23 protein-coding genes are annotated in these 25,781 nt (G+C 37.6%); 20 read left to right on the top strand and 3 right to left on the bottom strand.

The window, feature by feature from the left end:
- Positions 1–248 precede the first annotated feature (248 nt).
- The 9 genes from LQZ75_RS04295 (at position 249) to LQZ75_RS04255 (ending at position 8,506) form a co-directional block, all read left to right on the top strand.
- The gene (locus tag LQZ75_RS04295) at positions 249–1,091 is read left to right on the top strand and encodes an energy-coupling factor ABC transporter ATP-binding protein (protein WP_230096623.1); all 843 of its coding nucleotides are present in this window, start codon (positions 249–251) and stop codon (positions 1,089–1,091) included.
- Positions 1,067–1,936 (top strand): energy-coupling factor transporter ATPase, encoded by an 870-nt coding sequence (locus LQZ75_RS04290; protein ID WP_230096622.1) that lies wholly within the window; start codon positions 1,067–1,069, stop codon positions 1,934–1,936. Before LQZ75_RS04295 ends, LQZ75_RS04290 begins: the two co-directional genes overlap by 25 nt.
- Positions 1,926–2,729, top strand: coding sequence for an energy-coupling factor transporter transmembrane component T family protein (locus LQZ75_RS04285; RefSeq protein ID WP_230096741.1), 804 nt, complete (start codon positions 1,926–1,928; stop codon positions 2,727–2,729). The genes LQZ75_RS04290 and LQZ75_RS04285 overlap by 11 nt, the downstream gene beginning before the upstream one ends.
- Before the next feature lie 10 nt (positions 2,730–2,739).
- Positions 2,740–3,507, top strand: coding sequence for a tRNA pseudouridine(38-40) synthase TruA (gene truA / locus LQZ75_RS04280; protein WP_230096621.1), 768 nt, complete (start codon positions 2,740–2,742; stop codon positions 3,505–3,507).
- A 154-nt stretch (positions 3,508–3,661) separates the two neighbouring features.
- A complete protein-coding gene (rplM, locus tag LQZ75_RS04275; RefSeq protein WP_168722216.1) occupies positions 3,662–4,105 on the top strand; it encodes a 50S ribosomal protein L13 in 444 nt (147 codons plus the stop codon).
- 14 nt (positions 4,106–4,119) lie between these two features.
- Positions 4,120–4,512, top strand: coding sequence for a 30S ribosomal protein S9 (gene rpsI / locus LQZ75_RS04270; RefSeq protein WP_168722215.1), 393 nt, complete (start codon positions 4,120–4,122; stop codon positions 4,510–4,512).
- Positions 4,513–4,655: 143 nt separating this feature from the next.
- Positions 4,656–5,561 (top strand): UbiA family prenyltransferase, encoded by a 906-nt coding sequence (locus LQZ75_RS04265; protein ID WP_230096620.1) that lies wholly within the window; start codon positions 4,656–4,658, stop codon positions 5,559–5,561.
- A 142-nt stretch (positions 5,562–5,703) separates the two neighbouring features.
- The gene (locus LQZ75_RS04260) at positions 5,704–6,753 is read left to right on the top strand and encodes a tRNA dihydrouridine synthase (protein WP_230096619.1); all 1,050 of its coding nucleotides are present in this window, start codon (positions 5,704–5,706) and stop codon (positions 6,751–6,753) included.
- A 316-nt stretch (positions 6,754–7,069) separates the two neighbouring features.
- Positions 7,070–8,506 (top strand): amino acid permease, encoded by a 1,437-nt coding sequence (locus LQZ75_RS04255; RefSeq protein ID WP_230096618.1) that lies wholly within the window; start codon positions 7,070–7,072, stop codon positions 8,504–8,506.
- 40 nt (positions 8,507–8,546) lie between these two features.
- Here the strand turns inward: LQZ75_RS04255 and LQZ75_RS04250 are convergent, their stop codons facing one another.
- Entirely contained in the window at positions 8,547–9,497 is a 951-nt protein-coding gene (locus tag LQZ75_RS04250) for an NAD(P)-dependent oxidoreductase (protein ID WP_230096617.1), read from the bottom strand.
- Between the two features lie 130 nt (positions 9,498–9,627).
- Here LQZ75_RS04250 and LQZ75_RS04245 point away from each other — a divergent pair, with 130 nt between their 5' ends.
- Positions 9,628–10,239, top strand: coding sequence for an ECF transporter S component (locus LQZ75_RS04245; protein ID WP_230096616.1), 612 nt, complete (start codon positions 9,628–9,630; stop codon positions 10,237–10,239).
- A 131-nt stretch (positions 10,240–10,370) separates the two neighbouring features.
- On the opposite strand, the gene LQZ75_RS04240 is transcribed toward LQZ75_RS04245, so the two are convergent.
- The gene (locus LQZ75_RS04240) at positions 10,371–11,051 is read right to left on the bottom strand and encodes a YoaK family protein (protein WP_230096615.1); all 681 of its coding nucleotides are present in this window, start codon (positions 11,049–11,051) and stop codon (positions 10,371–10,373) included.
- Between the two features lie 166 nt (positions 11,052–11,217).
- On the opposite strand from LQZ75_RS04240, the gene LQZ75_RS04235 reads away from it, so the two are divergent.
- The 6 genes from LQZ75_RS04235 (at position 11,218) to LQZ75_RS04210 (ending at position 19,671) form a co-directional block, all read left to right on the top strand.
- The gene (locus LQZ75_RS04235) at positions 11,218–12,702 is read left to right on the top strand and encodes a nicotinate phosphoribosyltransferase (RefSeq protein WP_230096614.1); all 1,485 of its coding nucleotides are present in this window, start codon (positions 11,218–11,220) and stop codon (positions 12,700–12,702) included.
- Position 12,703: 1 nt separating this feature from the next.
- On the top strand, positions 12,704–13,537 hold the full coding sequence (gene nadE, locus LQZ75_RS04230) for an NAD(+) synthase (protein ID WP_230096613.1): 834 nt from the start codon (positions 12,704–12,706) through the stop codon (positions 13,535–13,537).
- Between the two features lie 281 nt (positions 13,538–13,818).
- Positions 13,819–16,470, top strand: a complete 2,652-nt coding sequence (locus LQZ75_RS04225; RefSeq protein WP_230096612.1) for a cation-translocating P-type ATPase — start codon at positions 13,819–13,821, stop codon at positions 16,468–16,470.
- 104 nt (positions 16,471–16,574) lie between these two features.
- Positions 16,575–17,021: a hypothetical protein gene (locus LQZ75_RS04220; RefSeq protein WP_230096611.1), complete on the top strand. Its 447-nt coding sequence runs from the start codon at positions 16,575–16,577 to the stop codon at positions 17,019–17,021.
- Positions 17,022–17,142: 121 nt separating this feature from the next.
- Positions 17,143–18,477, top strand: coding sequence for a C1 family peptidase (locus tag LQZ75_RS04215; protein WP_230096610.1), 1,335 nt, complete (start codon positions 17,143–17,145; stop codon positions 18,475–18,477).
- Between the two features lie 300 nt (positions 18,478–18,777).
- Positions 18,778–19,671, top strand: a complete 894-nt coding sequence (locus LQZ75_RS04210; RefSeq protein WP_230096609.1) for a phosphate ABC transporter substrate-binding protein — start codon at positions 18,778–18,780, stop codon at positions 19,669–19,671.
- A 68-nt stretch (positions 19,672–19,739) separates the two neighbouring features.
- Here LQZ75_RS04210 and LQZ75_RS04205 read toward each other — a convergent pair whose 3' ends face one another.
- The gene (locus LQZ75_RS04205; protein ID WP_230096608.1) at positions 19,740–20,378 is read right to left on the bottom strand and encodes a YigZ family protein; all 639 of its coding nucleotides are present in this window, start codon (positions 20,376–20,378) and stop codon (positions 19,740–19,742) included.
- A gap of 86 nt (positions 20,379–20,464) precedes the next feature.
- On the opposite strand from LQZ75_RS04205, the gene LQZ75_RS04200 reads away from it, so the two are divergent.
- From LQZ75_RS04200 to secA, 4 genes are all read left to right on the top strand, one after another.
- Positions 20,465–21,757, top strand: coding sequence for a DEAD/DEAH box helicase family protein (locus tag LQZ75_RS04200; protein ID WP_230096607.1), 1,293 nt, complete (start codon positions 20,465–20,467; stop codon positions 21,755–21,757).
- Entirely contained in the window at positions 21,747–22,424 is a 678-nt protein-coding gene (locus tag LQZ75_RS04195) for a ComF family protein (protein WP_230096606.1), read from the top strand. The genes LQZ75_RS04200 and LQZ75_RS04195 overlap by 11 nt, the downstream gene beginning before the upstream one ends.
- A 125-nt stretch (positions 22,425–22,549) precedes the next feature.
- Positions 22,550–23,101 carry a ribosome hibernation-promoting factor, HPF/YfiA family gene (gene hpf / locus LQZ75_RS04190; RefSeq protein ID WP_230096605.1) on the top strand — a complete coding sequence of 184 codons (552 nt, stop codon included), beginning with the start codon at positions 22,550–22,552 and terminating at the stop codon, positions 23,099–23,101.
- Between the two features lie 265 nt (positions 23,102–23,366).
- On the top strand, positions 23,367–25,730 hold the full coding sequence (gene secA / locus LQZ75_RS04185) for a preprotein translocase subunit SecA (protein ID WP_230096604.1): 2,364 nt from the start codon (positions 23,367–23,369) through the stop codon (positions 25,728–25,730).
- Positions 25,731–25,781: the final 51 nt, after the last annotated feature.

The following is a 25,781-nucleotide window of genomic DNA, read 5'->3' as shown; positions in this document are numbered from 1 at the left end:
AAGTACACTTGAGCTTAAATAAATTTCTAACTAAAATATATTTTATACTAATGATACCAAAAAACACTGAAAGTACCTAAGATAATTATTTGTTAAACGTAACTTTTTGAGATAAAGCTTATATACATCATTAATCTGTATTAATAGCAGGCGCTAGTTTAGTTAGAATGATGATCTAAAGTATGGTAAAATTTTGGCTATTCTTATTAAAAACAATAAAAGCGTAGATTATGATGAGAGGAAAAATTGTGGAAAATATCATTGAAGTTAAAAATATTTCTTACCAATATCCGAGCAGTACAAGTAAGGCCTTAGATAACTTATCTTTTAGTGTTACCAAGGGTGAATGGGTCGCAATTATTGGTCATAACGGTTCTGGAAAATCAACGCTCGCTAAATTATTAAATTATTTATTAGTCGCAGATGCTGGTGAAATCTTAATTGATGGTCAACTTGTTAATGAAGCAAATATGTGGACGGTTCGTAATAAAGTGGGGATGGTTTTTCAAAATCCCGAAAATCAGTTTGTTGGCGCAACAGTTGCTGATGATGTGGCGTTTGGACTTGAAAATCGCGGAATTGAACGTGAACGAATGTTAGCTTTGGTTCCAGCGGCACTCAAAGAAGTTCAAATGGACGTATTTGCAGATCGAGAACCCACACATTTATCTGGTGGTCAAAAACAACGAGTTGCGTTGGCGGGGATTATTGCTGTCGCACCCAAAATTATTATTTTAGATGAAGCAACGGCTATGCTTGATCCTAAAGGCCGTAAGGAAGTAATTGCTGCTATCCGTAAACTTAAGGACCGTTTAGGCAAGGAACTAACAGTCATCTCAATCACACATGATATTGATGAGGCAGCTGATGCGGATCGAATTTTAGTGATTAACGATGGCCAGTTAGTTGAAGAAGGAACGCCGGCGACAATATTTAGTAGCGGTCAACGATTGTTAGCATTAGGTCTGGACGTGCCTTATGCTGAGCAATTAAAGTTAGCACTAAAGAATTTAGATGTCGATGTGCCGGAAGAATATTTAGATGAAGAAAGGTTGGTACAGTGGTTATGGCAATTGAATTTAAAAATGTAAGCTATGTCTATCAACCCGGGACACCATTTGCTAATAATGCGTTGACTGATTTGAACTTTAAGATTCAGCCTAATTCATATACCGCACTAATTGGACATACTGGTTCTGGGAAATCAACAATTTTACAGTTGTTAGATGGGTTAATTAAGCCAACAACGGGGCAAATTATTTTTGATGACCATGTAGTTGACAATAAAACATCGCAAAAAATACTGGCTAAAGTCCGTCAACACGTTGGAATTGTATTTCAATTTCCAGAAAGTCAATTATTTGAACAAACGGTTCTAAAAGACGTCATGTTTGGACCGCTAAACTTTGGTAAAAATCCACAAGAAGCACAAGAATTAGCTCAAAAGGCGTTACGATTAGTAAATTTACCCGAAGAGCACTGGCAGAAATCACCTTTTGACTTATCAGGTGGGCAGATGCGGCGAGTTGCGATTGCGGGTGTCTTAGCTATTGAACCACAAGTATTAATTTTGGATGAACCAACTGCGGGTCTTGATCCAGTCGGTCGTAAAGAAATGATGGCGATGTTTGCGGAGTTGCATGCGACCAAGAATTTAACGATTATTTTAGTCACACACCAGATGGAAGATGCCGCTGAGTATGCTGATGATGTGTTAGTAATGGCTAACGGGCAACTTGTTAAACATGCTACCCCAATGGAAGTTTTTGCCGATATTACATGGTTGCAAGCTCAACAACTTGATGTCCCTCACACAGTGCTATTTAAAAATAAATTAAGCGCACAAGGATTTGATCTGAGTGCCAATATTATTAACGTAGAGCAACTTGCTTTGGCGTTGCAACGTAGTTTAAAAAAGGGGGGCAATCATGAGTAATATGATTATCGGCCGCTATGTCCCAGGAAATTCAATTATTCATCGTCTAGATCCACGTGCTAAATTAATTTTAAGCGTTAGTTTTATTATTTTAATTTTTTTAGCAAATAATTGGCTAGGTTATCTAATTTTAGGTCTGTTTACTTTGTTGGCGGTGGCTAGTACGAAGATTAGTTTGGCAATCTATCTTAAAGGATTAAAGCCCGTTTTATGGTTAATTGTTTTTACTATTGTCTTGCAATTATTTTTCTCACCAAGTGGCCATGTTTATTGGGCATTTGGACCATTTACAGTAACTAATACCGGAATCATTAATGCCGTCTATGTGTTTTTACGGTTTTTATTTATTATTTTAATGTCAACCGTCCTTACATTAACGACACAACCACTGGCTTTGGCAGATGCGCTAGAATATTTAATGAAGCCGTTATTAAAAATTAAATTTCCAGTGTATGAATTATCGTTAATGTTGGCAATTGCGTTACGATTTGTACCAACATTGATGGATGAAACCGTTAAAGTGATGAATGCCCAACGCGCTCGTGGAGTTGATTTTGCGAATGGGTCAATTGTTAAACGGAGTAAAGCGATTGTGCCGATTTTAATCCCATTGTTTGTCGGTGCCATTCAACGCGCAATTGATTTAGGGGATGCAATGGAAGCCCGTGGTTATCAAGGTGGTGAAAATCGGACGAAATTTCGTGTTTTAGCATGGCAGCGGCGAGATTCACTAGCGGTATTAGTTTTTATGTGTGTGTTAGTGATTTTAGTTGGCACACGATTTTTAATGTAGGAAGGTTAGTATGCCAAGATATAAAGTAACAATTGCCTATGATGGTACGGATTTTGCCGGCTTTCAACGGCAACCAGAGCAACGGACCATTGAATCAGTATTGACACGGGTAGTCAATAAGATTGCCAAAAATGATGCTGGCACGATTGAAGTATTTGGTTCAGGACGTACTGATTCGGGGGTTCATGCCTACGGACAAGTTGTCCATTTTGATTTACCATTTTCAATTCCAGCCGAAGGGTTACGGCATGGTCTTAATTCAATGTTTCCGCTTGATTTAATGGCGGTTGAGGTTGAACAAGTGGCCGATGATTTTCATAGTCGTTTCAATACGCATGGTAAGCAGTATCGATACAAGATTGCGCGTAATGAATTTGTTGATCCATTTAAGCGACGGTATGCATATAATTTTAAATACAATCTTGATTTAGATTTAATTCGCACCGCAATGCAAGATTTAATTGGCGTTCATGATTTTACGAGTTTTGCGGCCGCAGGTAATTCGACAAAGGATTTTGTACGTGAGATTTACGATGTACAATTAGTTGAGTATCCTGAGTTAAATGAAATTCATTTTATTTTTACCGGGAATGGCTTTTTATATAATCAAGTACGTATTATGACGGCCGTCTTACTCGAAGTCGGAACAAAAAAACGACCAGTACATGATATTTTACGACTATTTACCGTTAAAAATCGGTTAGAGGCACCATTAACAGCACCAGCACACGGCTTGTATTTAGAAAAAGTTTTTTATGAGAATACGGCTAAAAAATAAAGTTAAGTTTTTGCAAAAATTGCACACATTTTAATTGACTTTACCTATACTTACCAGTAATATTAAGGACGGTATTGTTTACCATCCACATTTTAAAAGTCCCGGTAAGATTTGAAAAATTGATTGTAAACAGACAAAAACGGAGGAATTTTCCATGCGCACTACATTTATGGCAAAACCAGGCGAAATTGAACGCAAATGGTACATTGTTGACGCTACTGACATCTCATTAGGTCGTCTTTCATCAGTTGTAGCTTCAATTTTACGTGGTAAGAACAAGCCAACATTCACACCTAACGTTGACACAGGTGACAACGTAATCGTTATCAACGCTTCTGCAGTTAAATTAACTGGTAAGAAAGCTACTGATAAGATTTACTACCACCACTCAAACCACCCAGGTGGTTTGAAGTCACGTCAAGCTGGTGACTTGCGCTCAAACAACCCAGAACGCTTAATTGAATTATCAGTTAAGGGTATGCTTCCAAAGGGTTCATTGGGCCGTAAGCAAGGTTTGAAACTTCACGTTTATGCTGATGCGAACCACAACCACTCAGCACAACAACCAGAAGTTTTAGATATCACTAACTTAATCTAAGGAGGAGAATGGAAATGGCTACAGTTCAATACAGCGGCACAGGTCGTCGTAAAAATTCAGTTGCTCGTGTACGTTTGGTACCAGGTAACGGTAAAGTAACTATGAATGGTAAAGACATTACTGAATACGTTCCATTCGCTAACTTACGTGAAGTTGTTATGCAACCTTTTGCAGTAACTGAAACTTCAGGTAACTACGATGTTCTTGTAAACGTAAACGGTGGTGGTTTCTCAGGTCAAGCTGGTGCAACTCGTCACGGTATTGCTCGCGCATTACTTACAGTTGATCCAGATTTCCGTGGTCCATTGAAACGTGCCGGTCTCTTGACTCGTGATGCACGTATCAAGGAACGTAAGAAACCAGGTCTTAAGAAAGCCCGTAAGGCTTCACAATTCTCAAAACGTTAATATTTGGTTTACTAAATATTTTCATTTTGGAATTTCTTGGTGTAATCGCTGCCAAGCAGCCACAATACATTAAGATAAAAAAGGTCGATCCAGTAATGGGTCGACCTTTTTATTAGTAAAAATTATCGTAGATGGAGAAAAAAATGCAAAAGAAAGTTCTGCTTGATTTAGTTGAAATTAAATCCGGTATCGCCAGTGTACTACCTTTTTTAGTGGGATTATTATATTCCGCCTATGCTGGTTTAAAAATTGATTGGATATCTGTAGGGATGTTTTTTATTGCAGCAGTATCGTTTCACTTAGCAGCCAATGTTTGGGATAATTTCCAAGATTTCACCAATGCCAAGCATGAGACCTTTAAGGCGGGTATTAACGATGTTATTGGTCGGGAAGGCGTAGCTAAAAAGCAAGTTATGGTCGTATTGTCAATTCTATTAATTGTGGCAACCGTTCTAGGTTTTGCAACATGGGCCCGAGTAGGTGGCTGGTTGTGGCCATTATTAAGCTTAATTAGTTATGCGGTAGCTTTTTTCTATTCCGCTGGACCGAAGCCAATTTCACGGACCCCATTTGGTGAGTTAGCCTCAGGAGTAACGATGGGGTATATCATTGTGTTGTTAGTTGTGTTATTAAATAATCCAAGTCCAGTTAATTGGTCGTTAGCTGGTCAAGTTTTCTTAGTATCTGGGTTAGGCGTCTTTAGTATTGCCAACATTATGTTAGCTAATAATATTGGGGACTTACCAGAAGATATTAAAGAAGATCGCCACACTTTGGCGTTTTATCTTGGCCAAACTAAAGGGCTAATTTTGTACTTGATTTTATATATTTTGGGTTATGTTAGTTTAATTGTGGCCGTTATTATGGGGATTTTACCATGGACGGTTTTGATAACGTTACTTGCGATACCAATTATTATTAAGCACTTTAAGTTTTTCTGGCAAGACCGGACAAAACGTGGATCATTTTTGTTAACTATTAAAAATACAGTTATTTTGATGGCCTTATTTATTATTGGGATGATTTTAGGTTTAATGTTCATTGGTTAAGGCCAGGACTTGAAAATTGATGTAAAAAGTCGCATACTTATTATTTAGTGTATTATTAAAAATTTGGCGGCTACTATTTGGTGTCTTTAACAGCCAGGAAGCATTGAAATGGGTCGCGATGTTGATTTAAGGAGTAGTTAAAATGACAGAGAAGACGACAAATTTTTGGAACGATGTTGCTGCAAACGCAAAAGATGCGCAAGGCAATAAACGACCTTTCTTAACTTTAGCCCCAATGGAAGCTGTTACTGATACAGTATTCCGACAAGTGGTGGCTAAAGCATGTGCACCAGACGTATTTTTCACGGAATTTACGCATGCACGCTCAATTACCCATCCGCAGGCTAAATTTTCGGTTCAAGGGCGCCTATACGTTGATCCAGCTGAAGAATTTCCAGTAGCCCAACTATGGGGTGATAAGCCAGAAGACTTTGAGAAAACGGTTCCCGAAGTTGTGGCCATGGGATATAAAGCAATTGATCTTAACATGGGTTGTCCGGATGGAACAGTAGTTAAAAATGGTGGTGGGAGTGATTTGATTCGTCACCCTGAAGCGGCTGAAGCAATCATCGCAGCGGCTCGTAAAGCGGGCGTACCAGTTAGTGTTAAAACGCGGATTGGGTTTGCTAAGATTGAAGAAATGTACACATGGTTACCATTTTTATTAAAACAAAATTTACCATTGTTGACAGTCCACTTACGAACACGTCAAGAAATGTCACGTGTACCAGCTCACTATGAATTAATTGATGAAATTGTTAAGATGCGTGATGAAATTGCACCTAACACATTATTACAAATTAATGGTGATATTGAGAATGCAACACATGCAATGGAATTAGGTAAGCAACACCCCGGCGTTGATGGGTTCATGATTGGTCGTGGGATTTTTACAAATCCATTTTGTTTTGAACTTGAACCAAAGGCACATACTTTGAAAGAAACGTTTGATTTATTACGTTTCCAATTAGATTTATTCGATGATTTCTATAATCGCTTTGGCTCACGTAAATTTGTGGCCTTACGTCGGTTCTTTAAAATTTATGTACGAGGCTTACGGAACGCACATGAATTACGTGAAAAATTAATGGAAGCTAGTTCAACTGATGAAGTTCGCACAATTATTAATGATTTGGAAAGTCAATATGGATTAGATGTTATGGATCCTCGTTTTCAGACATTAAACGATTAATAATGAATTTAAAATGAGAATGCGCAAATTGTTTTAAAAAAAGTAAAAATAAAAAATTGTAAATTTTCATAGACGATTAGAGTAAAAAACGTTTGCTAATTTTAGCAAACGTTTTTTGTCTATAGTGCATTAGGTTGAACGACGGAATATTAAAAAGTAATTACTCCTAGGATAAGTTTTATAAGTACAAGTTGTATAGAATTATGCTTTATTATTTGCTATGATTAATAAATTGACATTTTTTGATAAAAAAGGCTTTTGTTTTTATGAAAAAATGTGTATTATCTAATAATCATATAGAAAGAAGGTAAGTATTATGGCAGCAAATCATACAAGTATCTTTATGAAAAAAGATGTTGCGTCCGATCTTGCAAAAAAGCCCGTTCTTGAGCGGACATTAAGTGCATTTGGATTGACGACAATGGGAGTAGGAGCAATTGTTGGTGCTGGTATTTTTATCACACCTGGAATTATTGCAGGTAAATATGCCGGTCCAGCCGTTGTTTTATCATTTCTACTGGCAGCTGTTGTTTGTGCGTTAGCAGCATTATGTTATGCCGAATTTGCTTCAACGATTCCTTTGGCCGGAAGTGCATATACATATGCATATTCAGTCTTTGGCGAAATTATTGCGTGGATTCTAGGCTGGTCATTAATTTCAGAATATTTGTTTGCCGTGTCATCCGTTGCGGGATCATGGTCGGCGTATTTTCAAAATTTATTAGGTGGGTTCGGTATCAACCTACCAACGTACCTCCAACATGCTAATGGTAAAGGTATTGATATTATTGCAATTATTATTGTTTTACTTGTCACAGGTTTATTAATCAGTGGTGTGCGTGAATCTACGCGAGTCAATGAAATTATGGTTATTGTCAAGATTGCTGTTATTTTATTATTTATCGGTGTGGGAGTCTTCTTTATTAAATCAGGTAACTTTGTTCCATTTATTCCAAAAGGGTTTACGGATGCCGCTGGTGTTCATCACTATGGTTTTGGTGGAATTGTTGCCGGAGCAGCGACAGCATTCTATGCTTATATCGGATTTGATGCTGTTTCAACGGCATCAGAAGAAGTTAAAAATCCTAAGCGTGATATGCCAATCGGAATTATCGGTTCATTGGGTGTGGCCTCAGTGCTTTACATGGCCTTATCAGCAGTGTTAGTTGGGATTGTTAACTACAAAGACTTAGCTAATCCTGCCCACCAAGGTGACCCAGTTGCCTATGCGCTTACATTGATTCACCAAAACTGGGTTGCTGGAATCGTTTCACTAGGGGCCGTGGTTGGAATGACAACGGTGTTAATGGTAATGTCATTTGGTGGTAACCGCTTGTTGTTTGCGATTTCACGGGACGGTTTATTACCTAAAACATTTAGTAAAGTTTCTGAACGTTCAAAGATCCCTGTTTCAAGTACGATTATCTTTGGAGTATTAGCTGCTGTTATTGGTGGTGTTGTACCTTTGCAAACAATCGCTGAATTAGTTAACATTGGAACTTTGTTTGCCTTTGCATTGGTATCACTTGGAGTTGTGTTCTTACGTCGTGATCCACAATTTAAAGATAACCGTAAGGGCTTTAAAGTACCGCTCTATCCAGTTGTACCAATTTTGTCATTTGCCCTTTGTGTCTTCTTGATGCTTCAACTTGAAATGATTACATGGAAAGTCTTTATCATCTGGCAAGTAATTGGTTTAGCATGGTATGCATTATACGGTTCTCGTAATTCAAAAGTTCGTCATCAATTATAATAAAAAAGAGTTTACATGATAGTTCATGTAAACTCTTTTTTTAGTAGCCTTTGTTTAAGTCAACCACATTACGAATGAATGAACCATTTGTAAAGTAACTAGGTAAGTTTTGTTGGAAAATACGTACTAAGCGTAAGTTGTAGTCATATGAAAAACCAGTTGTATGGCTTGTAATTAATACTTCAGGAATATCCCATAAAATACTGTCTGCTGGTAATGGCTCTGGATTTGTAACGTCTAAGGCAACATAACGTACTTTTTTAGCGTTAACAGCTTTAACGAGGGCATCATTATCGACAGAAAAACCACGGCCGACGTTAATGAACATGAAGAGGTTATCAACATGACTAAAGAAGTCATCATTAAAGAAATTCCGAGTTTCTTCGGTTCCAGGTAAAATATTGACGACAATATCAGCATCTTTAACCGCCGTTGCGTAATCGGCAATTGGATAAGTTTTATCAAAGCCTTCAACCGCACGACCACTGTGGTTAATACCAGTCACTTTAACATGTAGTGCTTGCAAGTTTTTGGCAAGTTCAATCCCAATGTTACCGGTACCTAAAATGAGCACTTTGAGTTCACTAAGAACATAGATATTGGCATGCTTATCATCCCAAATTTTTTTGGCGGTATTAGTAACGTGGGTGTTTAATCCACGAGTGAAGTATAAAATGTCTCCGATTACTGATTGTGAAATTTGTTCGGCATGGACACCACTAGCATTAGTAACAGTAATGTTTTTAGCCGCAATTTTATCATGAGGTAAGTAATCAATACCCGCACTGTGGGTTTGAATCCATTTTAACTTAGATGTTGGATCGTCTAAAATGGCATTACCGATTTTAGCATCCCAACCTAGGAGAATCGTTACGTTAGCATAGTCCTCAGGTTTAAGGTCTTTGAGAGCAATAACGGTTGTATCATTAGCTTGAAGTTCTTCTAAGACGTCATCTGGTAATTCGCAGAAAGTGGCAAGAAGTTGAGACATAAGCAATTTCCTTTCCATAGTTAGATAAGTTATAATAATTTGTACCTATGTTTATTATAGCGATTATTTGTGTTAAAAGGGCAAGTTAATGCCACATTTCAAATAAAATTAAATGGGGGTTTATTATACGATGCGAAATATTCGACAGTTAGTGTTAACAGCAATTTTTATGGCAATTATTTTAGTACAAGTATTAGTACCATTTTTAGGATACATTCCTTTAGGTGCGGTTGTTGTTGGGGCTTCGGTAACTATTATTCAATTTACCGTTGCTATTGGAACAATTTTCTTAGGCTTACGTTCTGGCTTGATTTTAGGGTTGTTTTGGGGTTTAATCCGACTTTGGCAAGCATTTACGACACCATTTTCAGTAGGCTCATTAATTTTTATGAATCCTTTTACAGCAATTGGAGCGAGTGTTTTAATTGCGGTAGCAGTTAATTTAGTAGTTCGACCAAGTACGACAGCCGCGAATGTTAAAGTTTGGCGGCTTAGCTTAGCCGGTGCAGTCGCGGCAATAGTTAATACAGGTGTAGTTACTTTGATTACTTGGATAGGATTTACTTTTTTCCATATTGATTGGCATCAGTTTATTAACCTTGGACAAAGTCAACATTTCTTAGGGTGGTTCCTCTCAATTATTGTGGGGTTCAATGGGATTTTTGAAATCATTGCAGGTATCATTATTGTGCCAATTATTGCATTGCCTTTACTCCAAATAAAACAACGTTTATATAAATAAAAGCGTGACAGCAGTCAGGCAATACCAAAAAACTACACTAAATAGCCTCCATGATAAATTATTCATGGAGGCTATTGTTGTATTTTGAATATATCAGGCTATGGCCCCTGTCTTGGTAGCCCGTTATGCCTTTATACGACCTTAGTATGATTGAAAAGATGGTGACGTAAGATAACTAATGCGATGACTAAAAAGATACATAAGCCAAAAAGGGCATGAATACCAAAATGGTGGATACCAATGTTTGCTAAGACAACACCAAAGAAAAATGCCAAAATAATCATCGCGAAGTTGGTGGCGTTACGTAAAGCAGACGGCTTACGAGTTAGTAGGAATTCACCAATACTAGAACCTAATGTTTTAAGGTTGTTTGTACTCATAATTGAGGCATAAGTCATTCCATGGACGGAGTTAAGTGTATCTGCTTGAATAGCAGCAAAGAAAGCCATAACAGCAACTAGAACTTCTGGATTTAATTTAGTTGCAAAGAGACCACAGATGAAGAACCCAACTAATTCAACTATCAGGCTGACCTCTTGCCAGACGTAGCTACTTTGGGTGGGAAAGATATGGCGACAAATATAATTACAGCCAGCCCCAAAGATAAAGGCAAATAATGGAACTAAATATGATGTGGCAGTAGCTAGATGATGATTAAACAAATTTAGTGTCAATAAAATAATATTACCTGATTGGAGACTGGCAAAATGGCCATCAAAATTTAGATAACAAAATGCATCTAAATAACCACCAAGTAAGGAAAGTGTAAAAGCAATACGTAATGATTGGGTCGGGTGAATAGGGTTTTGCATGTGAATAGAAATTTCCTTTAAGTATATGAATAAATGATAAATATCTATTGTAATGCAATTTTATTGAAATTAAAAGATTAATCACAAATAGGGATTATTTCCGTTAAATATAGGGGGCAAGTGCTATAATTATAGTTAAATCATTGCAGACGAAGAGGACAATACAATGGAATTTAAATATCCTGATGATAGTTTAATGTTGCATACCGATGCGTATCAAATTAATATGGTTCAGACTTATTGGTCACAAGGAATTCAAAATCGCCAAGCCGTTTTTGAAGTTTTTTTCCGTAAGCTACCATTTGAGAATGGATACGCAATTTTTGCGGGGCTTGAACGAATTATCAATTTCCTTGAAAAATTACATTTCAGTGCTAGCGATCTAGAATATTTGGCTTCATTGGGAACTTATAGCCCTGAATTTTTGGCATATCTGAAAGATTGGCGCTTTACAGGGACGGTCCGGGCCGCCCGTGAAGGTGAAGTTATGTTTGGAAATGAACCAATCATTCAAGTGGAAGCCTGTTTAGCTGATGCCCAATTAGTTGAAACGGCGTTATTGAATATTATTAATTACCAAACTTTAATTGCGACTAAGGCCGCCCGAATTCGTTCAATTGTACAAGATGACGGTTTGATGGAATTTGGGACACGCCGGGCTCAAGAAATGAGCGCTGCTATTTGGGGAACACGGGCGGCATATATTGGTGGATTTGATGCCACAAGTAATGTTCGCGCGGGTAAATTATTTGGTATTCCTATTGCTGGTACACATGCTCACTCATTAGTGCAAACTTACCGAAATGATTATGAAGCGTTTAAAGCTTATGCACAAACCCATAAAGATGTTGTATTTTTACTAGATACCTATGACACACTTAAGTCAGGTGTTTTAACGGCGATTAAAGTTGCTAAAGAGATGGGTGATAAGATTAATTTTGTTGGAGTCCGCATTGATTCTGGTGATATGGCTTATATTTCAAAACAAGTCCGTAAGCAGTTAGATAAAGCTGGTTTTCCAAATGCCAAGATTTTTGCCTCTAATGATTTAGATGAAAAAACAATTATGAACTTGAAGATGCAACATGCCAAAATTGATGTTTGGGGTGTTGGAACAAAGCTAATTACTGCCTATGATCAACCAGCACTTGGAGCGGTGTATAAAATGGTTTCAATTGAAGATCAACACGGTCAAATGGTTGATACAATTAAGTTATCAAATAATGCTGAAAAAGTATCAACACCAGGTAAAAAACAAGTTTGGCGTATTCGACGTAATACCGATGGTAAATCTGAAGGTGATTACATTGCATTATGGGATGAAGATCCCCAACATGAAAAATCACTTCATATGTTCCATCCTAACTACACGTATATTTCAAAAGAAGTCGTTGATTTTAATGCCCGTCCAATCTTAGTTGATATTTTTAAGGATGGTAAATTAGTGTACGATCAACCAACGCTTGAAGAAATTAAAGCTTATTCAGCTCAAAGTTTAGAAAGTTTATGGGAAGAATACCGGCGTGATTTGAATCCTCAAGACTATCCTGTTGACTTGTCACAACGTGCCTATGATCACAAGATGAATATGATTCATGATGTCCGTAATTACGTTAACGCATTAGAAATTAAGTTAGAAGAGGAAGTTTAATATGCGCGCATTACAAGCGGAAATTATAGAAAAGTTAGGGGTACAACCAACTGTTGATCCTCAAGTTGAAATTCGCCGAAGTGTCGATTTTTTAAAAGACTATTTACTTGATAATCCTTTTTTGAAAACATTGGTTTTAGGGATTAGTGGTGGCCAAGATTCAACCTTAGCCGGGAAACTAGCTCAAATCGCTATTAATGAATTACGTGAAGAAACTGGTGATCAAACGTACCAGTTTATTGCCGTACGGTTACCATATGGGGAACAAGCGGACGAAAGCGATGCAATGGACGCCATTGCCTTTCAGAAGGCTGATCGTTCCGTTCGAATCAATATCAAAGAAGCTACAGATGCAACTGTGGCTGCTTTGGAAGCAAATGATGGGATTGAAATAACTGATTACAACAAAGGTAATATTAAAGCCCGCCAACGAATGATTGCCCAATTTGCAATTGCGGGGGCAACGAGTGGGGCTGTTATTGGGACTGATCATGCTGCTGAAGCAATTACAGGTTTTTACACTAAATTTGGGGATGGCGCGGCTGATATTACTCCGCTCTATCGGTTAAATAAGCGTCAAGGGAAAGCAATGTTAGCTACATTAGGCGCCCCTGAACACTTATACTTGAAAGTACCAACAGCTGACTTGGAAGAGGATCGACCATCATTACCTGATGAAGTTGCACTAGGAGTAACTTATACTGATATTGATGATTATCTTGAAGGACGTGAAGTAGCCGAGAAAACTGCTACGATTATTGAAGGTTGGTACACTAAGACCGAACATAAACGCCAATTACCGATCACGGTGTTTGATAATTGGTACAAAAAATAATTAAGTAAAGCTTAAAGTTTTAAATTTTGCTTAATTAGTGTATACTATGGTTCATAAGATAAATATATGAGGGAGTAACCTGCATATTATTATGTGATGTTGTCGTCAGCAAGAAGCAATTCCGGCAATATTCTTAATTGGTGAGACTCATTTATGTTGGCATTTTTGCGCATAAGTGAGTTAATAAGCTGAATATTAACTCGTAAACTCGAAACGCATAATTGCCATAACTGGTAGTTGTGCGTTTTTTATGTGCAGAAAAGAAAATCAAGGGGATGGACATGGAGTTAAAAAGTTATCAACAAACGCCTGAAAAGGTAGCAACAGCGGTAGAAGGTGATTTGAAAGTCGGTTTAAGTGTGAATGAGGTTAAACGACGACAAGTAGAATATGGTGAAAATACCTTAAGTGAACAAAAAAATACAACGCTGCTTCAAAAATTTATTGGTCAGTTTAAAGACTTAATGATTATTGTTTTGCTAGTAGCGGCACTTGTAGCAGCGTTTGCGGGTGAAGGGGTCGATACATTAATTATTTTATTAGTAGTGGTCTTAAATGCGATTTTTGGTGTTTTTCAAGAAGCTAAAGCTGAACAAGCCATTACCGCTTTAAAAACGATGTCAGCTCCACAAGCACATGTGATTCGGGATGGTAAAACCCAAACAGTGCCCGCTAGTGAATTGGTCGTGGGTGATATTGTCTTACTTGAAGCTGGTGATATTGTTCCAGCTGATTTACGCTTAACTAAATCAGCATCATTGCGAATTGATGAAGCGATGTTAACTGGTGAGTCAATTCCGGTTGAAAAAGATATCGAAGCGTTAACTGGGGAAGATTTACCATTAGGTGATCGTACTAATTTGGCCTTTATGAATAGTAATGTGACTTATGGTCGTGGTCAAGGGATTGTTACCGGTATCGGGATGGCAACTGAGGTGGGGCAAATTGCAACCATGTTAACGCAGGCCAAAGTTAATGAGACCCCTTTACAAGCTAATTTACGGCACTTAGGTAAGACCTTAACTTGGCTCATTTTATTAATTGCGGTAATCGTGTTTATTGTCGGGATGCTTAACCATCAACACACATGGATCGATATGTTACTCGTTGCAATTGCTTTAGCCGTAGCCGCAATTCCAGAAGGATTACCAGCAATTGTTACAATAACATTAGCGTTAGGCACAACTCGCATGGCTAAGCAACATGCCCTGATTCGTAAATTACCGGCAGTTGAAACGTTAGGGGCTACAGAAATCATTGGTTCTGATAAAACCGGGACTTTAACTCAAAATAAAATGACGGTTGAAAAATATTTTGTTACAAATGAAATATTTGAGAGTGAAACACCGTTGAATACTGATGCAGAAGTATTAGCTGATGTAATGGCTTTGAATAATGATACTAAAATAATTGATGGCCAATTAGTTGGAGATCCAACTGAAACCTCCCTAATTAGCTTTAATCAAAAACATAATCGTGGCCTAAAAGAGTTGTTTAATGCCCAAAAGCGCGTAGCTGAAATTCCATTTGATTCAGAACGTAAGCTAATGACAACCATTAATCAACAAACTGATGGCTATGTAATTACGGTAAAAGGAGCACCAGATCAATTACTTAAACGGGTTAGCCAAATATTGATTAATGGCCAAGTTGTCGCATTAACTGACGCAGATAAGGATAATATTTTAGCGCAAAATCATTTATTAGCGACGCAAGCGCTACGTGTTTTAGCATTTGCATATCGTAAAAGTGCTACAATTCCAACGGAATTAACCTCAGCAGCCGTTGAAAATGAGTTAATCTTTGTTGGGTTAGTGGGGATGATTGATCCTGAACGGCCAGAGGTTAAAGATGCGGTTGCCGCCGCTAAAGCTGCTGGTATTAAACCATTAATGATTACAGGAGACCACCGCGATACAGCTGCGGCAATTGCCACACGATTAGGTATTTTAACGGCTGCTGATCATGATGCAGTTATAACTGGTGCCGAATTAGACCAATTAGATGAAGCGGCCTTTATGCAAAAAGTTGACCAATATGTGGTTTATGCACGGGTTGCCCCAGAACATAAAGTCCGAATCGTCAAAGCTTGGCAAGCTAAAGGTAAAGTTGTGGCAATGACGGGGGATGGTGTCAATGATGCCCCAGCGTTAAAAAATGCTGATATTGGGATTGCAATGGGAATTACCGGTACCGAAGTGTCGAAAGGGGCTGCGGATATGGTATTAGCAGATGATAACTTTGCAACGATTATTTCAGCTGTTAAAGAAGGTCGTAAAGTCTTTGCTAATATTCAAAAAGCAATTCAATATCTTTTATCAGCCAATTTAGGGGAAGTGTTAACACTGTTTATTATGACGTTGATGGGTTGGAGTATTCTAGCACCGGTGCATATCCTATGGATTAATTTAGTTACGGATACCTTACCTGCGATTGCGTTAGGAGTGGAACCGGCGGAAAAGCAAGTCATGCAACGACAACCTCGCGGCCGATTAGCTAATTTCTTATCTAATGGCGTTCAAGGGGCAATTTTGTATCAGGGACTTTTAGAAGGACTATTAACATTAGGGGTATATTGGATTGGAATTACCTTCCCCGTGCACGCTAATGATGCTTTAGCGCATGCGGATGCCTTAACAATGGCGTATGTAACTCTAGGGCTACTCCAATTAGTACATGCTTTTTCAACTAAGTCAGTTTATCAATCAGTATTTACAATTGGAGCGTTTAAAAACAAATTCTTTAACTGGTCAATTGTGATTGCAGCGGTATTACTCAGTGCGACGGTCTTTATTCCTGGTTTGAATGGGGTCTTCCACGTAACGCCACTTGATGCTTTACAATGGGGAACAATTGGTGTTGCAGCATTCTTAATGATTGCGGTAGTTGAAATTGTAAAATTTGGTCAACGGCGTTTTGGTAATAAAATGTAAAGTTAGTTAGTGGTTAACTGCCGCCTAACCTTAAATTTAATGTATAATAGACCAAGACCGTTTTTAGATTAACGGATAAAATATTTATAATTAGGAGTCAGTCAATGGCTAAAAAATCAAACGCATCAATTCAGCAGTTCGCAATTACCTTACAATCAGTAGTTGAAGAAACTGAACAAACTGGTCAAAATGTTGCCCCATTCTATGAAAAATTAGACAATGCTTTACAAGCTAATGAACTTGCAAGTATGGATAAAGCGGCTTTCCAAGAAATTGTTGCTGAATTCAACGATGCAACGGAAGTATATGAAGCTAATGTTACACGTTTGGCAAGTGTTAATGCGCCAATCAAGATGATGGGAATGTATGTTAACTTGAAGAAGCATTATGCTAACTATGCAGCTGCATGTCGTCAAATGACAAATGCATTAAATGTTGAAGATCAATCAGTTGATTTAGAAGCATTTAATGCATCAGGTGATATTCAAGAAGTTGAAATGGATAAAATTTCAGTTTCAATTCAAAAAATGATGGCACAAAGCCAGTTTTAAGTAAAAACGTCTGGGAAACCAGACGTTTTTTATTTATAAAAATGACTTTTGAATTAAAATGTAATTAACTTTCTTTAATAAAAGGCGTATGATGAAGATATACTTTTTTGGAGGTTCGAAAATGACAAAAGCAATTTCACAAGAACAAATTAATGATTATCGTAAAGATACCGCACAACGGCCAGGTACGGCTGTAATTCGTCGTACTGTAACTAAAAATGGTATTTATGCCAGTGCGCAAGACGCCCAAACGATTATTGATAATACCCCTATTTTTTCAATTGATTTAGCAACGGGGAAGGTCGCTAATCAAAAGCAATCTGGTCGTTGCTGGATGTTTGCCGCCCTTAATACAATGCGGCATGAAGTTAAAGATTTGTTCAAGTTTCCTGATGGTTTTGAACTTTCACAAAATTACACATTTTTCTGGGATAAATTCGAAAAGGCAAATTACTTCTATGAAAATATTATTAAAACTGCCGACCAAGCACTTTCTTCACGCAAAGTAAGCTTTTTATTACAAACGCCACAACAAGATGGTGGCCAATGGGATATGATTGTAGCCCTTATTGAAAAATACGGGGTTGTGCCTCAAAGTGTTTATCCAGAAGCCCAAGCTTCATCAGCATCTCGTGAATTAAATAGCACGTTAAACTTGAAATTACGTAAAGATGCAGTGACATTACGGGATTTGATTAATGGTGGTGCTACATCAACTGAAGTTACAAGCGCTAAGGAAAATATGCTACAAGAGATTTATCGTTTCCTAAGTTTGACATTAGGTGAACCACCAGTTGCGTTTGATTTTGAGTACCGAGATGATGAAAAGGAATATCACTTGGATCAAAACTTAACACCACAAAGCTTTTATGATAAATACATTGGCTGGGATTTAGGTGAATATGTATCAATTATCAATGCACCAACAGCTGATAAACCATACAACCATACTTATTCAGTAGAAATGCTTGGAAACGTAATCGGTGGACGTGAAGTAAAACACTTAAATGTTGAAATTGAAACATTTAAGGAATTGGCAATTAAGCAATTATCAGCTGGTCAATCTGTTTGGTTTGGGGTTGATATGGGACCACAAACTGAACGAGATAATGGGTTGATGGCAACGGGCGTACATCGTGAAGATGAATTATTTGATATTGATTTTTCAATGACTAAAGCGCAACGACTAGATTATGGTGAAAGTTTGATGACCCATGCGATGGTTTTAACCGGTGTTGATTTAGTTGATGGTAAACCAACTAAATGGAAGGTTGAAAATTCATGGGGTGACAAGATTGGTAATAAGGGTTACTTCACGATGTCTGATGATTGGATGAGTGAATACTGCTATCAAGTCGTTATTAAAAAAGAATTTTTACCTACTAACTTAGTTGAAGCATATAATGAAAAGCCAACTGAATTACAACCATGGGATCCAATGGGTGCCTTAGCATAAACTTACACTTAATGTAAAAATGAACACGATACAAAAAGCAAATGCCTAAATTAACGGCATTTGCTTTTTTAATTGTAAAGGTACATTTACAATTCGTTACAATATCAATACTTTAAAGTGTGGATTATGTTTACATTGTTGCTATATATTTATTTATGTAATCAAGTGCGACAATGTTAATACCTACCATGTCCGTACTTATTTGTACGAAACTTATCATAAGTTAATTCGTCTTACTTGCTTACTAAAGTATGCTATTAATTAATTTTGCACTAAAAGTGCTAAAGGAGTATGAATATTATGAAGAAAATCGTCACATTGGGTGCCACAGTAGCAGTAGCAGCATTTATGTTAGCTGCATGTGGAAACACTGGTTCAAAAGACTCAGCTAAGTCAGGTTCAAGCTCAAGCGAAGTTAGCGGTAAGGTTCTTGCTGTTGGTTCAACTGCCCTTCAACCATTGGCTGAACAAGCTGGTGCACAATTCCAAAATGACAACCCAAAGGCTTCTGTTGAAGTTCAAGGTGGTGGTTCAGGTGCTGGTCTTTCACAAGTAGCGGCTGGCTCTGTTCAAATCGGTGATTCTGATATTTTTGCTGAACAAGGTAAGAGCATCGATGCAAGTAAGTTAGTTGATCACAAGGTGGCCGTAGTTGGTATGGCCCCAGTTGTTAATAAGGACACTAAAGTTACTAACTTGTCACAACAACAATTAATCGACATCTTTACTGGTAAGATTACTAACTGGAAAGAAGTCGGTGGTGCTGATCAAAAAATCGTACTAGTTAACCGTGCTGCTGGTTCAGGTACTCGAGTTACTTTCGAACAATTTGGTTTGAAGGGTGCAAAGCCAAAGGCATCTCAAGAACAAGATGCTAATGGTACTGTTCAAAAGATTGTTTCAACTACACCAGGTGCAATTTCATACTTAGCATTCTCATACCTTACAGGTGCTAAATTGCAAGCTGTCTCAATTGACAATGTTAAGCCAACAGATGCCAACGTTGAAACTAACGCATGGAAGATCTGGGGTTACGAACACATGTACACTAAGGGTGACGCTAAGGGCGCTACTGCAGCATTCTTGAAGTACATGGTTTCACCAACAGTTCAAAACGGTCTTGTTAAGAAACTTGGTTACTTACCAATTTCAGACATGAAGGTTACTCGTGATGCTTCCGGAGCAATCAAGTAATTAATCGATATAACTTAGCTTAAAATACTCAATTAAAAAAGCTCTCCACATAATTTGTGGGGAGCTTTTTATTTGTTTTGAAAGGCAATTTCTTGAAAACTTTGCCCACCATCAATTAACGTTACCTTACCGCTAAGGACTTCTGTCACAGCTTTAGTAAATGTAGCGTAGTCACTTACTTTGACAGGCAAAGTTAGGGTGATCACGTCACTATATTCGATTTGGGGTGTGGGATAGTTATTTTGGGTTAACCAATAAGTTAGCGAGTCTAATTGATGGTATTCAATCGTTAGCTCGACAGTTTGCATCAATAAACGTTCAACTAAGCCAACACCATCAATGCCATTGGCGGCACTACCAGCGTATGCTCGAATCAGGCCACCAGCGCCAAGTTTAATACCACCAAAATAACGAGTTACAATTACACATACATCATGAATTTGATTACGTTTGAGCACTTCAAGAATCGGCACACCAGCCGTACCACTAGGTTCACCATCATCACTAGCCCGTTGAATTTGATCTTGATCACCTAACATAAAAGCAAAACAATTATGATTTGCTTTGTTATGCATTTTTTTTGTTTGGGCAATAAAGTCTAAAGCTTCTTCTTCAGATGTAATCCGTTTAAGACTAGCGATGAAACGTGATTTTTTGATGACGGTTTCAGAACTATAATCTGTTTTAATTGTTAAATATTGGAGCATTTTTCTCTCCCTGTTGGTTATTTTATTACAAAATACGTATGTTGTTATCTATATCTATTTTAGCAAGAGATAAATGGAGAAGCAAAATGCAGATGAGTAATTTTTATGGCCGGCTATTAGTGATAGGTAAGGAACAGTTTGATGCTAACCAAGTACCTCGATTGATTGGCATACCAGCAATTAAAAATAAAAGGTGCCAACGCTGTTTTAATAAGGTGGCACGTCAATGGCAGCTGCCAAATGGGGAACAATATTGTCGGTGGTGCTTACAATTTGGCCGGCTCACAACAAAGCAGATGTTAGTAACGATTGCCGAGCCTAATTCTTTTCCAATATTTACAGGATGGCAGTGGGACGGGACGTTAACACCAGCCCAGCAACGTGTGGTTAATGAAATCCAAAGTCATCAACAAAATCATTTGATTTGGGCGGTGACTGGTGCAGGTAAAACGGAAATTTTATTTCCAATAATTGCCCAAGCATTACACAAACAACAACGAATCTGTCTTGCGGCCCCCCGAATTGATGTCATATTAGAATTGGTACCACGGATTACAGCCGTATTTCCAACAATTTCAACGGCAATATTGTACGGTAAAGCTAAAGAACCTTATCGTTATTCACAGTTGGTAATTTGTACAACGCATCAACTAATTAATTTTCGAGCGGCATTTGATTTGCTGATTATTGATGAAATCGATTCATTTCCATTTGCAAATAATGCAATGCTTAAATATGTTCCCAAGTTGGCACTTAAAGAAAATGGCCGTTTAATTGCCATGACTGCTACCCCCAGTTACCGTCATTTACTGACATTTTGCCATCGAAGTTACTTACCAGCACGATTTCATGGCTTTGCGTTACCAACGATAAAGCGGGTAGTAGTACCTAAATGGCGACAATTAATTAAAAACAATCAGCTACCCCCAGTTTTAGCTAAATACCTTAAACACAACGGTCAAGCACAACAATGTTTAATTTTTGTGCCAACCATTCGTGAGGTAGCATTAGTTGAAAAAGCAATTCAACAACGTTTTGGGAACCTTAAAGTAATGGGGGTATCTGCCCAAGATCCAGAACGCATCCAAAAAGTTCAATTAATGCGTGCACAGCAAATTCAATATTTAGTTACTACAACAATTTTGGAACGGGGGGTAACTTTACCGGATATTGATGTAATTATTTTAGGAGCTGATCATGTAAATTTCACTAGCCGCAGCCTGATTCAAATTGCTGGCCGTGTTGGGCGAAAAGTATCACGACCGACAGGCCTAGTATTAGCAATTGTTAGTCAACCAAGCTGGCAAGTTTGGTTGGCACAAATAACAATTAATTGGTTGAATTATCAAGCACGTAAAGGAGATAAACATGAATTGTAAATTTTGCAGTGAATTTATAACATTAGAATTATCTTTTATTGATATTTTAAGTTTTAAGAGCTTGGAAAACCCGCAAATATGCCAAAAATGTCGTGAAAAATTTACTTATATTGATGAAATGCATTGTCCGACATGTTACCGACAACAGACTAATAGTGATGTATGTAGTGATTGTTTACGGTGGCAAGCTAACCGGCAACCACTCATTAATCGTGCTCTGTTACAATACGACGATGCGATGCGTGGCTTTATGCAAGCGTATAAGTATCACTATGATATTGAACTAGCGCAGCTTTTTAAAGCCGAGTTTACCAATTTTTTGCAATCCGCCGGGGCGGTTGTGTATGTACCGATTCCGGTTAAAAATACGGAACGCGGTTTTAATCAAGTTACCGCTTTGATTAATCGGCAGCAAATCCAGTTGATTTCAATTTTACAGGTGCGAGAGGCAGCCCTAAATCAAAAACAAGCTCAACGTAATCGATGGCAACGGGTTCAGAGTGTGCAGCCGTTTTACCTTGATGACGAATTAATTTCGCAAATAAGCAATCAAAAAATTATCCTCATTGATGATATTTATACAACGGGGACAACGGTTCGCCAAGCAGTTGAGTTATTAGCACCATTTACAAACCAACAAATAGATAGTTATACTTTGTGTCGATAAAGTGAATTCGTTTACATTTTATGTAAATATGGTTTATAATTATAGTAAGGTAAGCGGATATAGGATATTTGCTAACACCAAAACCTTGAAAGTTATATCTTTCAAGTCGAAGGGGGATTTTTATTATGTTAAAAATTGATGTACGTGGTGTGAACATTGAGGTTACAGATGCTATTCGTGAATATGTTGAAAAACGTTTAGAAAAATTAAACCGTTTCTTAGATGACACAACAGATTCATTAGCACATGTAAAAGTGGGCGTTTACCCAGAAAAAGCCGCTAAAGTTGAGGTGACAATTCCATTGCCATACCTAACGTTACGGGCTGAACATACAGAGACTGATTTGTATGCAGCAATCGATTTAGTGGTTGATAAATTAGAACGTCAAATCCGCAAACACAAGACTAAGGTTAACCGTAAGTCACGTGAAAAAGGATATAAAGGTTTAGATTTTGTTGGTGAAACTGTCGATGCAGAAGTTGAAGCAGAAGATAAATTAGAAATTGTTCGTAACAAACACATTTCATTGAAACCAATGGATTCTGAAGAAGCAGTGCTTCAAATGGAACTACTTGGCCATGAATTCTTTATTTTTGAAGATGAAGATCAACGTGTGAATGTTGTTTATCGTCGGGCCGATGGTCGATATGGTTTGATTGAAGCTGAACGTGATTAATTAAAAATTTAAATGGCCCTGGTTATTAATTGGGTATAGATAAAAAATAAAGTAGTCGGGAAATAAAATTTTCCTGGCTATTTTTTTGGTGTTAGAAAATAACGAGCAGTTATATAAAGACATTATTAAATAGGATAAAAAATCAGTTTTTTTACCGTCAGTTTCTTTAATCATTGCATACTTTCTGATAGTATATATATTGGAGTATTTTAACTAAGTATCAATATTCAAACGAAAATAGAATTGAAAAGAAGGATGTAGATTTATGGCTAACTTTTTACGCACATGGATTGAAAGTGATACCCGTGATTTAAAGCGACTAGGCAAAATTGCTGACAAGGTTGAAAGCCATGCTGATGCAATGGCTGCATTGAGCGATGAAGAATTAAAGGCTAAAACAACCGAATATCAAGAACGATACAAAAAAGGTGAATCTTTAGATAAGTTATTACCTGAAGCATTTGCAACAATTCGTGAAGCGGATAAACGGGTTTTAGGATTATTTCCATTCCGTGTTCAAATTATGGGATCAACGGTTTTACATGAAGGTAACATTGCCGAAATGCGCACTGGTGAAGGTAAGACTTTGACAGCCACAATGGCGGTGTATTTGAATGCAATTTCTGGTAACGGAGTGCACGTTGTGACAGTTAATGAATACTTGTCAGCACGTGATGCCGCTGAAATGGGTGAAGTATATAACTGGCTTGGTTTATCAGTTGGTGTTAATGCATCTGATATGAGCCCTGAAGAAAAACGGGCTGCTTATCAAGCTGATATCACATACTCAACTAATTCTGAATTAGGCTTTGATTACTTACGTGATAACATGGTGACAGATCCTGAAGATCGTTCACAACGACCATTGAACTTCGCAATTGTCGATGAAGTTGATTCAATTTTAATTGATGAAGCTCGAACACCGTTGATTATTTCTGGTCCATCATCTGGAACAACTGCCTTATACCAACGTGCTGACCGCTTTGTTAAAACATTGACAGTTAAAGATGACTATAAGGTTGATTTAGAATCTAAGACAATTACGTTAACAGATGCTGGGATTAAAAAAGCAGAAGACTTCTTTAATCTTGATAATTTGTATGATGCTGAAAACACAGCATTAACACACCACTTGGATCAAAGTTTACGTGCTAACTTTATCATGTTAAAAGATAAGGACTACGTTGTTTCTGGCGATGAAGTTATGATTGTTGATAGTTTTACTGGTCGGATTATGGATGGTCGTCGTTTCTCAGATGGCTTACACCAAGCTATTGAAGCCAAAGAACATGTTGAAATTCAAGATGAAAACAAGACGATGGCGAATATCACATACCAAAACTTCTTCCGGATGTACAAGAAGTTATCAGGTATGACTGGTACTGCACAAACTGAACGAGAAGAATTCCGTGAAATTTATAATATGGAAGTTATCTCAATTCCAACTAACCGGCCAATTGCGCGTCTTGATGAAGCCGATTTACTTTACCCATCATTGAAAAATAAATTTGATGCAGTGGTTGAGTTAGTCAAAAAATTACACAGTAAAGGGCAACCAATCTTGATTGGGACAGTTGCTGTTGAAACATCAGAATATTTAGCGCACTTACTAGATAACGAGAACATTCCACATAATGTCTTAAACGCCAAAAACCACGCAAAAGAAGCTGAAATTATTGCTAATGCTGGCCAACGTGGGGCCGTTACTATTGCGACTAACATGGCTGGTCGGGGAACTGATATTAAGCTTGGACCTGGAGTTTCTGAATTAGGTGGTTTAGCGGTTATCGGAACTGAACGTCACGAATCACGGCGGATTGATAATCAATTACGGGGGCGTTCAGGTCGTCAAGGTGATAAAGGATATTCACAATTCTTCTTATCACTTGAAGATGATTTGATGCAACGTTTTGGTGGTGAAAAAATTCGGGCCATTATGGAACGTATGAACCTTGAAGATGATGACGCCGTAATTAAAAATCGCTTGATTACACGCTCAGTTGAATCAGCTCAAAAACGAGTTGAAGGTAATAACTACGATTCACGTAAAAATGTCTTGCAGTACGATGATGTTATGCGTGAGCAACGTGAAGTTATCTACCGTGAACGTAATCAAATTATTGATGAAACCAAAGATTTAAAGAACGTATTATTACCAATGGTTAAGCGGACTATTACTCGAGTTGTTGATGCGCATACGTTTGGTAAACAAGCCGAATGGAATTTAGATGCGATTGTTGATTTTGCTACATCAGTTATTGTGCCGGAAGATTCATTGTCACTTAACGATTTAGGTGGTAAAGGTAAAGAACAATTGATTGATTACCTATATCAAAAAGCTCTCGGTATTTATAACGAGAAGGCTAAATTGCTTTACGAACAAGCACAAATGCTTGAATTTGAACGAGTTGTTATTTTACGTGTTGTTGATAGCCACTGGACAGATCATATTGATGCGATGGATCAATTACGTCAAGGGATTGGTTTACGTGGATATGGTCAATTGAACCCGTTGGTTGAATATCAATCAGAAGGTTTCCGGATGTTTGAGGAAATGATCGCAGATATTGAATATGACGTAACTCGTTTATTCATGAAAGCTGAAATTCGTCAAAACTTAACAATGTAATTAGTACGGAAATCGTATGATTCGTTTTATGAATCATGCGATTTTTAATAT

Source organism: Periweissella fabaria (assembly GCF_918814575.1).
Taxonomy (GTDB): Bacteria; Bacillota; Bacilli; order Lactobacillales; family Lactobacillaceae; genus Periweissella; species Periweissella fabaria.
This window is presented reverse-complemented; position numbering and strand designations above follow the sequence as displayed.

Coding starts and splice junctions, on each gene's coding strand:
- LQZ75_RS04290 (WP_230096622.1), top strand. CDS start 1,067: ATGGCAATTGAATTTAAAAATGTAAGCTATGTCTATCAACCCGGGACA.
- truA (WP_230096621.1), top strand. CDS start 2,740: ATGCCAAGATATAAAGTAACAATTGCCTATGATGGTACGGATTTTGCC.
- rplM (WP_168722216.1), top strand. CDS start 3,662: ATGCGCACTACATTTATGGCAAAACCAGGCGAAATTGAACGCAAATGG.
- rpsI (WP_168722215.1), top strand. CDS start 4,120: ATGGCTACAGTTCAATACAGCGGCACAGGTCGTCGTAAAAATTCAGTT.
- LQZ75_RS04265 (WP_230096620.1), top strand. CDS start 4,656: ATGCAAAAGAAAGTTCTGCTTGATTTAGTTGAAATTAAATCCGGTATC.
- LQZ75_RS04260 (WP_230096619.1), top strand. CDS start 5,704: ATGACAGAGAAGACGACAAATTTTTGGAACGATGTTGCTGCAAACGCA.
- LQZ75_RS04255 (WP_230096618.1), top strand. CDS start 7,070: ATGGCAGCAAATCATACAAGTATCTTTATGAAAAAAGATGTTGCGTCC.
- LQZ75_RS04250 (WP_230096617.1), bottom strand. CDS start 9,497: ATGTCTCAACTTCTTGCCACTTTCTGCGAATTACCAGATGACGTCTTA.
- LQZ75_RS04245 (WP_230096616.1), top strand. CDS start 9,628: ATGCGAAATATTCGACAGTTAGTGTTAACAGCAATTTTTATGGCAATT.
- LQZ75_RS04240 (WP_230096615.1), bottom strand. CDS start 11,051: ATGCAAAACCCTATTCACCCGACCCAATCATTACGTATTGCTTTTACA.
- LQZ75_RS04235 (WP_230096614.1), top strand. CDS start 11,218: ATGGAATTTAAATATCCTGATGATAGTTTAATGTTGCATACCGATGCG.
- nadE (WP_230096613.1), top strand. CDS start 12,704: ATGCGCGCATTACAAGCGGAAATTATAGAAAAGTTAGGGGTACAACCA.
- LQZ75_RS04225 (WP_230096612.1), top strand. CDS start 13,819: ATGGAGTTAAAAAGTTATCAACAAACGCCTGAAAAGGTAGCAACAGCG.
- LQZ75_RS04220 (WP_230096611.1), top strand. CDS start 16,575: ATGGCTAAAAAATCAAACGCATCAATTCAGCAGTTCGCAATTACCTTA.
- LQZ75_RS04215 (WP_230096610.1), top strand. CDS start 17,143: ATGACAAAAGCAATTTCACAAGAACAAATTAATGATTATCGTAAAGAT.
- LQZ75_RS04210 (WP_230096609.1), top strand. CDS start 18,778: ATGAAGAAAATCGTCACATTGGGTGCCACAGTAGCAGTAGCAGCATTT.
- LQZ75_RS04205 (WP_230096608.1), bottom strand. CDS start 20,378: ATGCTCCAATATTTAACAATTAAAACAGATTATAGTTCTGAAACCGTC.
- LQZ75_RS04200 (WP_230096607.1), top strand. CDS start 20,465: ATGCAGATGAGTAATTTTTATGGCCGGCTATTAGTGATAGGTAAGGAA.
- LQZ75_RS04195 (WP_230096606.1), top strand. CDS start 21,747: ATGAATTGTAAATTTTGCAGTGAATTTATAACATTAGAATTATCTTTT.
- hpf (WP_230096605.1), top strand. CDS start 22,550: ATGTTAAAAATTGATGTACGTGGTGTGAACATTGAGGTTACAGATGCT.
- secA (WP_230096604.1), top strand. CDS start 23,367: ATGGCTAACTTTTTACGCACATGGATTGAAAGTGATACCCGTGATTTA.